At 60.3% G+C, this 13,620-nt stretch carries 14 protein-coding genes and 1 tRNA gene; 6 read left to right on the top strand and 9 right to left on the bottom strand.

The genetic code is table 11. The annotated features are described in order from the left end of the window. Nucleotides 1–194: 194 nt before the first annotated feature. Complete coding sequence (locus LQ220_RS10700; RefSeq protein WP_230188284.1) at nt 195–1,775, bottom strand: lysine--tRNA ligase; 1,581 nt, start codon at nt 1,773–1,775, stop codon at nt 195–197. 96 nt (nt 1,776–1,871) lie between these two features. Here LQ220_RS10700 and LQ220_RS10705 point away from each other — a divergent pair, with 96 nt between their 5' ends. Both LQ220_RS10705 and LQ220_RS10710 read left to right on the top strand, forming a co-directional pair. After that, nucleotides 1,872–2,465: a hypothetical protein gene (locus tag LQ220_RS10705; RefSeq protein ID WP_230188285.1), complete on the top strand. Its 594-nt coding sequence runs from the start codon at nt 1,872–1,874 to the stop codon at nt 2,463–2,465. A 73-nt stretch (nt 2,466–2,538) separates the two neighbouring features. Continuing rightward, nucleotides 2,539–2,904 carry a PilZ domain-containing protein gene (locus LQ220_RS10710; RefSeq protein WP_230188286.1) on the top strand — a complete coding sequence of 122 codons (366 nt, stop codon included), beginning with the start codon at nt 2,539–2,541 and terminating at the stop codon, nt 2,902–2,904. On the opposite strand, the gene LQ220_RS10715 is transcribed toward LQ220_RS10710, so the two are convergent. Next, the gene (locus LQ220_RS10715; RefSeq protein ID WP_230188287.1) at nt 2,901–4,328 is read right to left on the bottom strand and encodes a polysaccharide lyase 6 family protein; all 1,428 of its coding nucleotides are present in this window, start codon (nt 4,326–4,328) and stop codon (nt 2,901–2,903) included. The two genes, LQ220_RS10710 and LQ220_RS10715, sit on opposite strands and share 4 nt — an antisense overlap. Before the next feature lie 134 nt (nt 4,329–4,462). Between LQ220_RS10715 and LQ220_RS10720 the strand changes: the two genes are divergently transcribed. Further along, the gene (locus LQ220_RS10720) at nt 4,463–7,201 is read left to right on the top strand and encodes an ATP-dependent DNA helicase (protein WP_230188413.1); all 2,739 of its coding nucleotides are present in this window, start codon (nt 4,463–4,465) and stop codon (nt 7,199–7,201) included. 17 nt (nt 7,202–7,218) lie between these two features. Next, the gene (locus tag LQ220_RS10725) at nt 7,219–7,761 is read left to right on the top strand and encodes a histidine phosphatase family protein (protein ID WP_230188288.1); all 543 of its coding nucleotides are present in this window, start codon (nt 7,219–7,221) and stop codon (nt 7,759–7,761) included. Nucleotides 7,762–7,766: 5 nt separating this feature from the next. Here the strand turns inward: LQ220_RS10725 and LQ220_RS10730 are convergent, their stop codons facing one another. From LQ220_RS10730 to rpmF, 5 genes are all read right to left on the bottom strand, one after another. After that, a complete protein-coding gene (locus LQ220_RS10730) occupies nt 7,767–8,162 on the bottom strand; it encodes a MerR family transcriptional regulator (RefSeq protein WP_230188289.1) in 396 nt (131 codons plus the stop codon). Between the two features lie 46 nt (nt 8,163–8,208). Then, nucleotides 8,209–8,505, bottom strand: a complete 297-nt coding sequence (locus LQ220_RS10735; RefSeq protein ID WP_230188290.1) for an integration host factor subunit alpha — start codon at nt 8,503–8,505, stop codon at nt 8,209–8,211. A 169-nt stretch (nt 8,506–8,674) separates the two neighbouring features. Continuing rightward, nucleotides 8,675–9,643, bottom strand: coding sequence for a beta-ketoacyl-ACP synthase III (locus tag LQ220_RS10740; protein WP_230188291.1), 969 nt, complete (start codon nt 9,641–9,643; stop codon nt 8,675–8,677). Continuing rightward, complete coding sequence (plsX, locus tag LQ220_RS10745; protein WP_230188414.1) at nt 9,640–10,695, bottom strand: phosphate acyltransferase PlsX; 1,056 nt, start codon at nt 10,693–10,695, stop codon at nt 9,640–9,642. Before plsX ends, LQ220_RS10740 begins: the two co-directional genes overlap by 4 nt. Nucleotides 10,696–10,761: 66 nt before the next feature. Further along, nucleotides 10,762–10,941 (bottom strand): 50S ribosomal protein L32, encoded by a 180-nt coding sequence (gene rpmF, locus LQ220_RS10750; RefSeq protein ID WP_230188292.1) that lies wholly within the window; start codon nt 10,939–10,941, stop codon nt 10,762–10,764. Between the two features lie 233 nt (nt 10,942–11,174). Here rpmF and LQ220_RS10755 point away from each other — a divergent pair, with 233 nt between their 5' ends. Then, on the top strand, nt 11,175–11,606 hold the full coding sequence (locus LQ220_RS10755; RefSeq protein WP_230188293.1) for an MAPEG family protein: 432 nt from the start codon (nt 11,175–11,177) through the stop codon (nt 11,604–11,606). A 39-nt stretch (nt 11,607–11,645) separates the two neighbouring features. Here the strand turns inward: LQ220_RS10755 and LQ220_RS10760 are convergent, their stop codons facing one another. Continuing rightward, entirely contained in the window at nt 11,646–12,311 is a 666-nt protein-coding gene (locus LQ220_RS10760; protein ID WP_230188294.1) for an MBL fold metallo-hydrolase, read from the bottom strand. A 166-nt stretch (nt 12,312–12,477) separates the two neighbouring features. Here LQ220_RS10760 and LQ220_RS10765 point away from each other — a divergent pair, with 166 nt between their 5' ends. Then, the gene (locus LQ220_RS10765) at nt 12,478–13,440 is read left to right on the top strand and encodes a DUF5655 domain-containing protein (RefSeq protein WP_230188295.1); all 963 of its coding nucleotides are present in this window, start codon (nt 12,478–12,480) and stop codon (nt 13,438–13,440) included. Between the two features lie 46 nt (nt 13,441–13,486). Here the strand turns inward: LQ220_RS10765 and LQ220_RS10770 are convergent. Continuing rightward, a tRNA-Arg gene (locus LQ220_RS10770) sits at nt 13,487–13,563 on the bottom strand. Nucleotides 13,564–13,620 lie beyond the last annotated feature (57 nt).

Genomic DNA, 13,620 nt, shown 5'->3' on the forward strand with positions numbered 1-13,620 from the left:
AGAGGAAAGCCCCCGTGCGAGAGCGCGGGGGCTTTCCTATTACGAAACCCCGCCCGGTGGCCGCGCGCTACTCGAAAGCCGCGCGCGGCCGATGGTCGACGGGAGGGGGGATGCCGACCATCAGTCCGAAAGGGGGTGGACTATAGGAGCGAACACGAAACGAACCGGTATGTTCCGTACGAAGATGCGTTGATTCACGCGTAAAGTGCTTCTCCGATTAACTTACGGCTGTTTTCAATGCCATAGAGCGCGATAAAACTTCCCATGCGCGGACCCTGATCCGCACCCAACAACGTCTGATACAGCGCCTTGAACCAGTCGCGCAGCTCGGCGAAGCCATAATGCTCCTCCTTACCGATGGCATAGACGATGTTCTGGATGTCCTCCGCCGTTGCATCGGCAGGCAGATCGGCCAGTTCGGCGTCCAGTTGCCGCAGCGCAGCGGCTTCGTTCTCCGTAGGCGCGCGACGCTTTAGCGTGGGCGCTACGAAATCGCGGTGATAGGCAAGGGCATGCCCGATCAGCGCGTCCAGGTCCGGGTGCGTTTCAGGTGAAGCGTCGGGTACGTAATTCTGTAGATAAGCCCATACCTGTTCGGGCTGGGCTTCACCCATCACCCCAACGAGATTGAGCAGCAATCCGAAAGTGACCGGCAGCGTGCCTTCCGGCGGCTGGCCATTGTGAATGTGGTGCACCGGATTGCCCAGCCGCTGTTCGATCGCCTGCCCCGCATAGTTGCCGCGGAACTGCCAATATTCGTCCACCGCGCGGGGGATGACGCCCATGTGCAACGACTTGGCCTTTTTCGGCTCACGATAGGCGTAGAACGCCAGACTTTCCTGCGGGCCGTAGGTCAGCCACTGTTCGAGGCTTAAGCCGTTGCCCTTCGACTTGGAAATCTTCTCGCCATTTTCATCGAGGAACATTTCATAGTTGAAGCCTTCGGGCGGGCGGGCGCCGAGGGCGCGGGCGATCTTGGATGACTGTGTGACGGAGTCGATCAGATCCTTCCCCGCCATTTCATAGTCGACGCCAAGAGCGACCCAGCGCATCGCCCAATCGACCTTCCACTGCAGCTTTGCGCCCCCCGACAGGATGGATTGCTCGATGGTTTCGCCTTCATCCTCAAACCGAACGATGCCAGCTTCGGCGCCCACGACTTCGACGGGAACCTGCAGCACGATACCGCTCTTCTGGCTGATCGGCAGGATCGGCGAATAGGTAAGCTGCCGTTCCTTGCGGAGCGTGGGCAGCATGATGTCCATGATCGCCTGATAATGGCGCAGCACGTTGCGCAGGGCATCGTCGAACTTTCCGCCGCGATAATAGTCGGTCGAGGAGGCGAACTCATATTCGAAACCGAAGCTGTCGAGGAAGGCGCGCAACGTGGCGTTGTTGTGATGCGCGAAGCTCTCATGACAACCGAATGGGTCGGGAATCTGCGTCAGCGGCTTGCCCAGATGTTCGCGGAGCATGTCGCCATTGGGGACATTGTCCGGCACCTTGCGCAGACCGTCCATATCGTCGCTGAAGGCGATCAGGCGCGTGGGAATGTCCGACAGTGCATGAAACGCATTACGCACCATCGTCGTGCGCAACACTTCGTTGAACGTGCCGATATGCGGCAGGCCCGACGGACCGTATCCCGTTTCGAACAGCACATAGCCCTTTTCCGGCGCGCCATTGGGATAGCGCTTCAGCAGCTTGCGCGCTTCTTCATAAGGCCAGGCCTTGGAGGCAAGAGCGGCATCGCGCAGGGAAAGCGGTTCGGTCATGGAGGTTCCGTGGATCAGCGTTGGACGCTCCCCTTAGCGCCAACTGGGCCAGTCTTTAAGCCTTTTTCCAGCATTGTTTCGATAGAATGACTCGGTATGGAAACATCCGCTTCTTCCACGGCCTATGGCTTGACCGCCGCGCTCAATGGCGAACTTGCGGCTGGCGAGCGTTTGTTGTGGAGCGCATCGCCCGATCCGCGCCGATTGAAAGCAGCATTCAGCATGTGGCTCTTCGCGGTGCCCTGGACAGTCTTTTCGATCGTCTGGACGGGGCTTGCGGCTGCGCCGTGGCTTTCCGGGCCTCCCAATGACGCGATGGGATGGGGGTTCGGCATCGCATTCCCGTTGTTCGGTATACCCTTCATCCTCGTAGGGCTGTGGATGCTGAACAAGCCGTTGCATATTCGCAAAGAGGCTGCATCGACCATCTACGGGCTGACCAATCGGCGGCTGATCCGGATCATATTGGGCAAGACGCGCCAGACGGATTTCGTCCAGCTCGATCATATGGGGCCAGTGAGCTGCCTCGCTGCGGAGGACGGTTGGGGAACGCTTACGGTGCAGACCGGGAGCCATGTGGATAGCGACGGCGATCGCGTGACGGACAGCTTCGTCATTGCGGGGGTGCCACAGGTCGAAAAGCTCCGGCGCCTGTTAATCGAATGCCTGGAAAAAAACCATAGGGAATGAACGCGTTTACTCGTTCTGTTTGCGAAACGTTAACTACATTTGGAGATAATCATGGCATAAAGGAGGCTGTGCCATGCAGGCGAAACGCGGTCGGGTGCGAGTGTCGGTGGACATTCCGGTGACGATTACCACGGTTCTGGACTCTCAGGACGCGACAGTAACCAACCTGAGCGAATCCGGCGCGCAGGTGCGCGGAAGCACTTTGCCCAAAGGCACGGATTTTCAGCTCGATTGCGAGGGCCACACGACCTTTGCCAAGGTGATGTGGATTAGCGAAGGCGACTGCATGGGCGTGCGCTTTCCCTTCGACCTACAAAGCGGGCCGCTATACCAAGCCCTGGAATATGCGCAGTCAAACCGCAGGCATCGGCGTGGCATGCCGCCCGCCAGCTTGTCCGAATCGGTGCCCGTTTATGCGGGGTTCGGGCGGCGGCGTTAGTTTTTTGCCGCCGCGCTTTTATACCAGCTCACGCCAACCTCACTCCGCGCAACGGATGCCAGATCGCGCGGTGCGCCGAACGATCGATCGGCAACATCCGCAGGGTAGAGCAGCCCGTTTGCGGCGCGGGCGAGTGCAACGGGTTTGCCCGACATGGATTCCGACAGATCAGCGGGCGCCTCGCTCAAGCGGTTGTCGACAAAGGCTATGCCGGTCGTTTCCGTTCCGACGGTAAAGGGGCTGACCCCATCCTTGCCCACCACCAGATTCTGCGTGAACGTCGTGCGCGTCGGTGAGACGCCGCGCTTGTCCCCTGCCCCCGCGCCGATGGCAACCTGCGCTGAGTTGATGATGCTGTTGCGTTCGATCAGCGTGTCCGTCACGGGGGAATAGCCGTTGAGCGGCGGGTTCTTTGCGCCGTTCATGATGGCGATCGCGGCATAGAAATCGGTGCCGGTCACACCTTCGATATAATTGTCCCGCACGATGTGCCGCGCATTGATAATACGGATGCCCCCCGTCTCGGGCTTGCCCTTACCCAGGATGACATTGCGTTCCACGACATTGCCGTCGCCATGGCGCAAGACGATGGAACCCTGCGACGCGACGATGACGTTACGCCGGATAATATTGCCGCCGGATTTGATCGAGATGATCTCCGCCTCACCGTCGCACTCCTCAAAGTAATTCTCTTCGATCACCGTCTTCGAATCCGACCGCGACAAATCGCTGGTGCCGACGCGGATCGTTTCGCCGCCATTGCTGCCCAGCGGCGGGCGGTGGCCGAAATAATTGTGATCGATGCGGTGGCGATCCGGCATAGGTTGCGGGTCGTCACGGATCACCGCCAGCGTGACGCCCCGGCTTGCCTTACCGACGATGTGCGAATGATCGACGCGATTGTCGTGACCGTACAGCGCGATCCAGTTTTCGCCTTCCTCCGGATCGGGCTGGCTGAAATTGTCGATCACGATTTCCGTGACGCGGGAATTGGAGGCGACGACGCCTTGCTTGCGGCGGAACGATATAAGATCGGAATCGGCGCTATAGCCATTGCGGAACACAAGGCCCGACACGACGAGATACTCGCCCGCCAGACGCAAATTCGACCGTCCGGACAGAATCACCGCCCCCTTCGTCTGCGCGCGCAGGGTGACGGGCTTGGCGGCAGTGCCATGCGCTTCGAAGATCAGTTCAGCATTCTTCCAGTCGCCATTGGCTAGAGTGACGATGTCGCCAGGCGCGAGCGTAGCTGCCAGCTTTTCATATTCCGGCATATTGTGCACGAGATATTCGCGCGACGCGGTGGGGCTGACGCAACTGGCAAGCATCAGGAAGGTAGCGACGGCTTTGGGGACGGCGAAGAACCCTTCTGTCCCGAATCGCTGCACGCGCGACATTTGCGGATATTTGCGTTTTCTCACATCCGCCGTCTAACAGTTCGGTCAGCGATCGGCCAGCGGCAAGGCGCAGGTGACTGTTCTTTTGTTAGGCAATGTCGGTAAAAGCAGTTTCCCCTTTGTTCTCTCTCCCCTAGACAGACGAAGTGAATCCTTCGCTGCCCTCCCCGCTTGCCTATCCCGCGCTCCATGCCAGCCACGGCGGCATATGGTTGCGCGAGGGGGGAGAAACACGCGGCATATCGAAGGGCGAAGCCGTGGGACGCGCGGCGGAGACTCCGGTCTTGCTGCTGAACGGTCCCTTGGCGGGACAGCGGCTGGGCTATGCCGATCTCAATGGTCTCGACCTGCTGGAATTATGGGCGTTCGTGCATCCGGCACGCTTTGTGGTGCCGACCGCCAAAGGACTGGCCGAAGCGTTGCGCCTGCCTGCGCCTGCCACCGAAGCGGACATACCCGCGCTGATCCATGCGATTGCCGAGCGCCTGATCGCGCAACTTTCGGCAAGCGACTGGGCTGAGCGCGAAGGGGCGTGGACATCGGCGCAATCGCTGTACCGGCTGCGCTGGCCATGGGCGCAATTGGTCACGCCCCATTTGGCGACACCCCAGGAAGCGGAGCGCTGGCTGTTTTCCAAGCTGCCCGAATGGGAGGAAGCTGCCCCCCGCCCTGCCCCGCGCACCATCAGCCTGAACGGCGACAAGGTGCTGGAGCGGCTCGACATGTTGACGGGGCATGGCGCCGAAACCCGCCCCGGCCAACGGGCCTATGCCGAAAATGCCGCCGCCAGCTTCGCACCACGCGCGATGCGGGATCAGCCCAATATGCTGCTCGCCGAAGCAGGGACCGGGATCGGCAAGACCTTGGGCTATCTCGCGCCCGCATCGCTCTGGTCCGCAGAGGCAGGCGGCGCAGTGTGGATATCGACCTATACCAAGGCGCTGCAACGGCAACTGGACCGCGAGACGATCCGGCTGTTCCCCGACGCAGAGACGCGCAAGCGGCGCGTGGTCGTGCGCAAGGGGCGGGAAAATTATCTCTGCCTGCTCAATCTGGAAGACGCATTGCAGGGCGGCTTTGCGGGACGTGCGGCGGTGCTTGCGCAACTGGTGGCGCGCTGGGCGGCGTTCACCAAGGATGGCGACATGGTGGGCGGCGACCTGCCCGGATGGCTGCCCACATTGTTCCGGCGCAATGGATCGACGGCGCTGACCGACCGGCGCGGCGAGTGCATCTACGCTGGCTGCCCGCATTACCGCAAATGCTTCATCGAGCGGGCATCGCGCGCATCGGCGGAAGCGGACATCGTGATCGCCAACCACGCGCTTGTGATGATCAACGCGGCGCGAGGGCGGGAAACGGGCAACCAGCCGCAGCGGATCATTTTCGACGAAGGCCATCACCTGTTCGATGCCGCCGATTCGACGTTCGCGGCTTTGCTGTCGGGGCAGGAAGCCATCGAATTGCGGCGCTGGGTGATCGGGCCGGAAGGTTCCTCGCGCGGAAGGCGGCGCGGTCTGGCCGCGCGACTCTCCGATGTGGCGAGCTATGATGCCGAAGGAGCGCTGGCGATTGAAGCGGCACGCCATGCGGCGCAAGCCCTGCCGGGCGACGAATGGCTAAAGCGCGTCGTGGCGGGCGATGCGTTCGGGCCGGTCGAGGCGTTGCTCGCGGCAGTGCGGGGGACGGTGTACGCGCGGGCAGCCGAGAGCGGCAAGGACGCCGACGCAGGATATGGGCTGGAAACCGAACTGGCCGAGCCGGATGGCGCGCTGGTCGAAGCGGCGCAGGCTGCGGCCGAGGCTCTGGATGCGTTGCTGCGTCCGCTGACGCATCTGGGCAAAAGGTTGGAAGCGGTGGTGCAGGATCCGCCCGATTGGCTCGACGGACAGGCGCGCGCACGGATCGAAGGGGCCATCGCGTCGCTGGGCTGGCGATGCGATCTCGTGGCGGCATGGCTGGCGCTACTGTCGCGCATCGGCGGGCCTGCAGACCCCGATTTCGTCGATTGGCTGGCGGTCGATCGCTATGAAGGACGCGAGTTCGACATCGGCATCCATCGCCACTGGCTCGACCCTACCAAGCCGTTGGCATCGGCAGTGCTGAAGCCCGCGCATGGCGTGATCGTGACATCGGCTACGCTGAAAGGCGGCGGCGACTGGAATCTGGCGGAAGCGCGTAGTGGCACGTTACACCTCTCCCGCCCCGCCGCGCGGTTCGAGGCTGTCAGTCCGTTCGATTACCCTACGCAAGCCGAAGTTCTTGTCGTCACCGATATCAAGCGAGGCGATATCGCCGCGATGTCCGGCGCTTATGCGCGGCTGATCGAGGCGGCGCAGGGCGGGACGCTTGGCCTGTTCACCGCCATCCGTCGGTTGCGGGCGGTCCATGCGCGGATCGCCGACCGGCTGGCACGCGCGGGATTGCCGTTGTTCGCGCAGCATGTCGATCCGATGGACACGGGCACTTTGGTCGATATTTTCCGCGACGATCCGCGCGCTTCGCTGCTCGGCACCGATGCCCTGCGCGACGGTGTCGATGTGCCGGGCGATTCGCTGCGGCTGGTGGTGATGGAGGGCGTCCCCTGGCCAAAACCAACAGTGCTGCACAGCGCGCGCAAGCTGGCAGGCGGCGGAAGCCGTTACGACGATGCGCTGATCCGCGCGCGACTGGCGCAGGCCTTCGGACGGCTGATCCGCCGCGCGAGCGACCGGGGGTGTTTCGTGATCCTGTCTGCCGCCATGCCCAGCCGTTTGCTGTCGGCGTTTCCCGAAGGCGTCGCGATCCGTAGGGTCACTCTGGACGAAGCGATCATCGCGGTCAGTCGACTTTCTGTGCCTGACGCACTTGGCGCGGCGGCAACTTTGGTGCATCACGATGGCGCAGGTTCAGCCTGAGCAGCGGTGGAGATAGAATGAAGCGTCTGACCCTGTTGCGCCATGCCAAATCGGGCTGGGACGATCCGGTGAAGCGCGACTTCGACCGACCGCTTAACGAGCGCGGTGAGCGTGCCGCGACGCTGATGGGCCGTTTTGCGAAGAAGGAAGGGATGGCATTCGACGTTCTGGTCGCATCGCCTGCCGTGCGAGTGGTGGAAACACTCGACCATTTCCTCGACAGCTATGGCCAGGCGATCGAGACATTGTGGGACCGACGGATTTATCTCGCATCCTCCGCGGCGCTTATCGATGTGCTCCATGCGATGCCGGATACTGCCGACAGCGTATTAATGGCAGGGCATAACCCGGGTCTGGAAGACCTGATCCTTGACATGGTGCCGGACGATGGCAGCAATCCATTGCGCGACGAGGTGGAAGAGAAATTTCCGACCGCCAGCCTTGCGACCTTGGAATTCGCAGTAGACCATTGGAAGGATGCCGACGCGAAAAACGCGACACTGGTAGCGTTCGTCCGCCCCCGCGATCTCGATGCGGCACTCGGGCCTGAAGTGCACTAAACCGATCAGGCAAGCGAGGCGGCGAGTTTCTCTCTTATTGCTTCGAGACGCGCGATTAACGTCGCGTCGGCCAATGCGGCAACAGGCATTGGCGCTTCATCTGCTGAACTGGGCCGTACCGGTGTCGGTTCGGCGACAGCCGCGACCCTGTTAGGGTCCACATCCACCAAAGCCTTTTGCGCGCCGCGCACGGTAAACCCTTCGACATTCAACAGTCGATGAATCTCCCGCGCCAAAGCTACATCGGAAGGCCGATAATAGCGGCGGTTGCCGGATCGCTGGAGCGGGCGCAATTGGGGAAAGCGCGTTTCCCAATAGCGCAGGATATGCTGCGGCAAGCCTAGCTCGGTCGACAATTCACCGATCGTCAGAAATGCCCCATCCGCTTTCATGACAATCATGTTGCACCCAGCAAGGGCCCAACGTCAACCATTTAGCCGCAGATGCTTAGCCGCGTGCGATGCGTTCCCGCATGGTCTGGCTCGCCCGGAACGTCAGCACCCGGCGCGGTGCGATCGACACTTCAACCCCGGTCTTGGGGTTACGGCCCACCCGCTCATTCTTGTCCCGCAGGACAAACGTGCCAAAGCTTGAAATCTTGACATTCTCGCCATTGGCAAGCGCTTCACACATTAGGCGCAGGATCGTTTCAACCATAGAGGCCGATTCCGCGCGCGATAGTCCAATCTGTCGATTCAGCGATTCTGCCAAATCGGCGCGCGTCAACGTTGCATTGTTCGTCATCAAATCCCCACCCGATGCAAACCCAAGGTCATTTCGATCCCGTGCCGAAACAACTCAAGGTCGATCTGCCTGATTACACGGGATTTTGCAAGCTGTACGAGCGAACAACAACAACGATTTCGGACCAAATGTACCGTTACGATACGATCCCGGTCCTGACCGAGTCAGATCACACGCGCAGCACGCAGGCTCCCCATGTAAAACCGCCACCCATCGCCTCCAACACGATGAGATCGCCTTGCTTTATGCGCCCGTCCCGCACGGCCACGTCCAGCGCGAGCGGCACCGATGCCGCCGATGTATTCGCGTGACGATCCACAGTCATCACGACCTTTTCCGCCGGCAGGCCCAGCTTCCGCGCAGTGGCATCCAGAATGCGGGCGTTGGCCTGATGCGGCACGACCCAATCCACGTCTGCGGAGGTCAGGCCTACCTGATCCAATGTTTCGCCCATCACCGACGCCAGGTTGACGACGGCATGGCGGAACACTTCCTTGCCCTTCATGCGCAGCTTGCCGACCGTGCCGGTGGTCGACACGCCACCGTCGACATACAGCATGTCGTTATAGCGGCCATCGGCATGCAGCTTGGTGGCGAGGATGCCGCGATGGCCCTCGGCGGTTTCTTCGGCGCCGAGTACGATGGCGCCTGCCCCGTCGCCAAACAGAACGCAGGTGCCGCGATCTTCCCAGTCGAGAATGCGGCTGAACGTTTCCGATCCGATCACCAGCGCCTTGTGCGCGGTGCCGCCGCGAATCATGCTGTCGGCAACCGACATGGCGTACAGAAAGCCCGAACAGACCGCCGCCAGATCGAAGGCGATGCAGTCATTGATACCCAATGCCGCCTGAACGATGGTCGCGGTTGCCGGAAATGTCTGGTCGGGAGTCGCCGTCGCCAGCACGATCAGGTCGATCTCGCGGGCATCGATGCCCGCCGCCGCCAGTGCATTGCGTGCGGCCTCGGTCGCCAGAGTACCGGTCGTCTCACCGTCCGCAGCAAGGTGACGGTTGCGGATGCCCGTGCGTTCCACGATCCATTCGTCAGTCGTATCCACCGTCTGCGCAAGTTCTGCATTGCTGACGGCGCGAGGCGGCAGGGCGGAGCCCGTGCCAAGCAGAACGGAACGGCGAATCATTTTGCAGACTGCTCCATGGGCGGCGTCGCCCCTTTACGGCCACCGGCACTTTTGGCGTCAGCCGCAAGCGTACCGATATTGGCCAGATCGTCGGCGATGCGACGTGTAATGTCTTCTTCCAGCAGCCGCGCGGCCACGTGGACGGCGTTGGCTACGCCCTTTTCATTGGCGCTGCCGTGGCTTTTCACGACCACGCCGTTGAGGCCAAGAAACACCGCGCCGTTGTGATTGTTCGGATCGAGATGATGCTTGAGAAGATGCATTGCAGGCTTCGAAATCAGGAAACCGATTTTTGAGCGAATCGAACTGGTGAAAGCATTGCGCAAAACATCGGTGACGAAGCGCGCCGTGCCTTCGATCGTCTTGAGCGCGATGTTCCCCGCAAATCCCTCAGTCACCACGACGTCGGTATCGCCGCGATTGATCTTATCGCCTTCGATAAAGCCGTCGAACGACATGGGCAGCGCCGTCGCAGCGCGCAATTGCGCAGCGGCATCGCGAATCTCGTCGGTACCTTTCAGCTCCTCGGTGCCGATATTGAGCAAGCGGACACGCGGCCGCTCAAGATCGAGTACGGTGCGTGCATAGGCGGCGCCCATCACTGCGAACTGCACCAGATTGCGGGCATCGCATTCGGTGTTCGCGCCAAGGTCGAGCATTACGACATCATTGTCGCCCAATGTGGGAAGCAACGCCGCCAGCGCGGGCCGGTCGATCCCCGGCATCGTGCGCAGCGCCAGTTTCGCCATTGCCATCAGCGCGCCGGTGTTGCCGGCGGACACGGCAGCCCCTGCCTTGCCTTCCTTCACCGCCTGAATAGCCAGCGCCATGGAGCTGTCTTTCTTGCGGATCGCCTGACTGGGCTTGTCCGATCCATCCACGACGTTTGGCGCGTGCACCACTTCGGATGCCGCGCGCAGATTCGGATGGTTTTCGAGGGCTGCGACAATCTGCGCTTCATCGCCAAACAGCGTGAAACGCAAGCCGTCATGACGTCGGCGGGCCAAAGCGGCGCCCGCGATCATCACGCGAACGCCCTCGTCTCCGCCCATCGCGTCAATGGCGATTCGCGGATACTGGCTCACTGAAATCCCCCTGAAACGGAGAGGTGTGGGTGCTTACGCGCCGACCGCGATGACTTCGCGACCGTTATAGTGGCCGCAGGCGTTGCACAGATTGTGCGGACGCTTCAGCTCACCACAATTGGAGCATTCCTGGTAAGCTTCAACCTTCAGCGTATCGTGGCTGCGACGCATACCACGCTTTGAAGGGGACGTTTTCCTCTTTGGGACAGCCATGCGGCACCTGTTTCCGTATATTAATGTCAGTGCGAACGGCCGGAACGCTTGGAAGATGCTGACGGCCAATCGAGCCGCAGACCCATGCGGCCCGGAATATCGCGAAGCCCTGCGCCTATACCGCTTTTTGGATCGGGTGCAAGAGATTCCTTGCTTGGCATATACGCGATATGTGCCTTGCCGTGAAGAACCCGGCGGGGCAAGGTTGCCGCTCACTACCGGGGGATTCCACGATGTTCTTACCAATTACGCTGACGTTCGCAGCGGCGGCGGCTCTTATCAACCTGTGGCTGGCGATGCGTATCGGCCGCATCCGCATGGCGGAAAAGGTGCTGCATGGCGATGGCGGCAACAGCCCGCTGAGCAAGCGGATGCGCGCGCAGTCCAACTATGTCGAATATACGCCGTTCGTGCTGATCCTGACCGGTCTGGTCGAAATGGCGCTGGGCAGCACGACATGGCTCTGGGCGACGGTCGCCGCCTATCTGATCGCGCGGATACTCCATGCCCTGGGCATGGATTCGGACACCCCGGCCAAAACGCGGATGATCGGCATCCTCGTCACGTTTCTGGTGATCATCGGCTTGTCGATTGCAGCGCTCTACGCCGTCTACATCGGCATGGGCGAAGGCATGGCAACCGAACCGCTGAGCGCAACGGTATAGGGTCCACCCCGTTCTCCTACGAATGCATGGAGAACGGGGTCAGCCGGCAATCCCCGTCACCTGATCGGCCACATAGGGATTGGTCCGGCGTTCATGGGCAAAGGTGCTCATCTGGCCATGGCCGGGCACAAAAGCAGTGTCCCCGCCCAGCGGCCATAGCCGCCCGGTGATCGCGTCGATCAGATCCTGATGATTGCCCATCGGGAAGTCGGTGCGCCCGATAGACCCCTGAAACAGCACGTCGCCGACGATGGCGAGCTTTGACGGGGCATGGTGGAACACGACATGGCCTGGGGTGTGGCCGGGGCAATGATAGACATCGAACGTCAGATCGCCGACCGTCACCTGATCGCCATTGACCAGCCAGCGGTCCGGCTCAAATATCTGGCCGTTGATGCCGTAATTGCGGCCATCATCCTCCAGCCGCGAAATCCAGAAGCGATCCGCCTCATGCGGCCCCTCGATCGGCACGCCCAGTTCCTTCGCCAGCGTACCTGCTTCGCCGCAATGGTCGATATGGCCGTGGGTGACGAGGATCTTCTCGATCGTGACATTGTGCTGCGCCGCGGCCGCCTTCAACCGGTCCAGATCGCCCCCCGGATCAACAAACGCCCCCTTGTTGGTCGCCGTGCACCAGAGCAGCGTACAATTCTGCTGGAGCGGCGTGACGGGAACGAGAACGGCTTTTAGCGGAGGCGTGGTCATGCGGGAGATGTGGCGCAGCGGGGTGGGATGCGCAAGGTTTTCAATGCCTGTATTTCCAACCAGCGCAAATGCATATTAGCGACCTGACGGTCGGTTTCGCCGCTTGCCGACAGCAAGCCGATGCCATAGCGTTTCAGATGAATACAATGTCTTACAAGGGCGCGCGATGAGCGACATTAAACTTTTTGAAGTCAATGATGGCCGGATACGCGAGTTGGAGCCGCAAGCGCCCCAAATCGAGAAATCTCTTCAAACGTTAATTGAGAATAATCTTGAGCCATTAATGGGCGTCAGATTTTTGGCGACAGAATTTAGCACTGGACCAGTTCACGGAGGCAGGATCGACACGCTGGGAATTGATGAGGACGGGACGCCCGTCATTATTGAATATAAGCGCGCGGTAAGCGAGAACGTCATTAATCAAGGTTTATTTTATCTAGATTGGTTGATGGATCACAAAAAAGACTTCCAGTGGCTAGTAATGGACAAACTAGGGCAGGAAGTTGCTAGCGCGGTGGATTGGAGCCAACCGCGACTGCTTTGCATCGCCGCAGATTTTACCCGTTATGATAGCTACGCAGTCAATCAGATCAATCGCGCAATAGAACTGATCCGATACAGACGCTTTGGCTCCCATCACCTCATGATCGAACTGGTCCATACTTCTAAACTGACTGGGAAATCCGTTCCCACTTCTACACCAGCACTTGTTTCTATTAAGGAAACTGCCACATCAGGTGGAGAAAGGGCAGTCAACAGTGAACGATATGCTGGCCAACATATCGCCAATCGCGTCAAGAATACGTCACCAGCTTTAAGGCAGCTTTGGGATAGCGTTACCGAATTTCTGATTGCGCTGGGCGATGACGTTCAGATGAAAGAACTGAAATTTTATGTTGCTTTCAAACTCATCAAAAATTTTGTCTGCTTAGAAGTCTACCCTCAGGCAGCTACCGTGGTCGCCTATGTCAAAGTTGACCCTAAAACGGTTCAACTTGAAGAAGGCTTTACCCGTGATGTTAAGCAAATTGGCCATTTCGGAACAGGTGACCTGGAAATCAGCATGAAGAATGTAGATGATTTCGTAAAGGCTCAACCTCTTTTTCAACGTGCGTATGATGGTTCCTAGCCTCGCAGCTAACGGCGGCGATAGTTCACCCAGCCCTAATCTGAAATGGTGCACCCGACAGGATTCGAACCTGTGGCCTCTGCCTTCGGAGGGCAGCGCTCTATCCAGCTGAGCTACGGGTGCTTGGGCGTGTGCCGTGGGGTCGCTTAGCAAAGGCTATGCGACAGCGCCAGCGGCAAA

It is taken from the genome of Sphingobium sp. CECT 9361, from assembly GCF_918741285.1.
GTDB lineage: Bacteria > Pseudomonadota > Alphaproteobacteria > Sphingomonadales > Sphingomonadaceae > Sphingobium.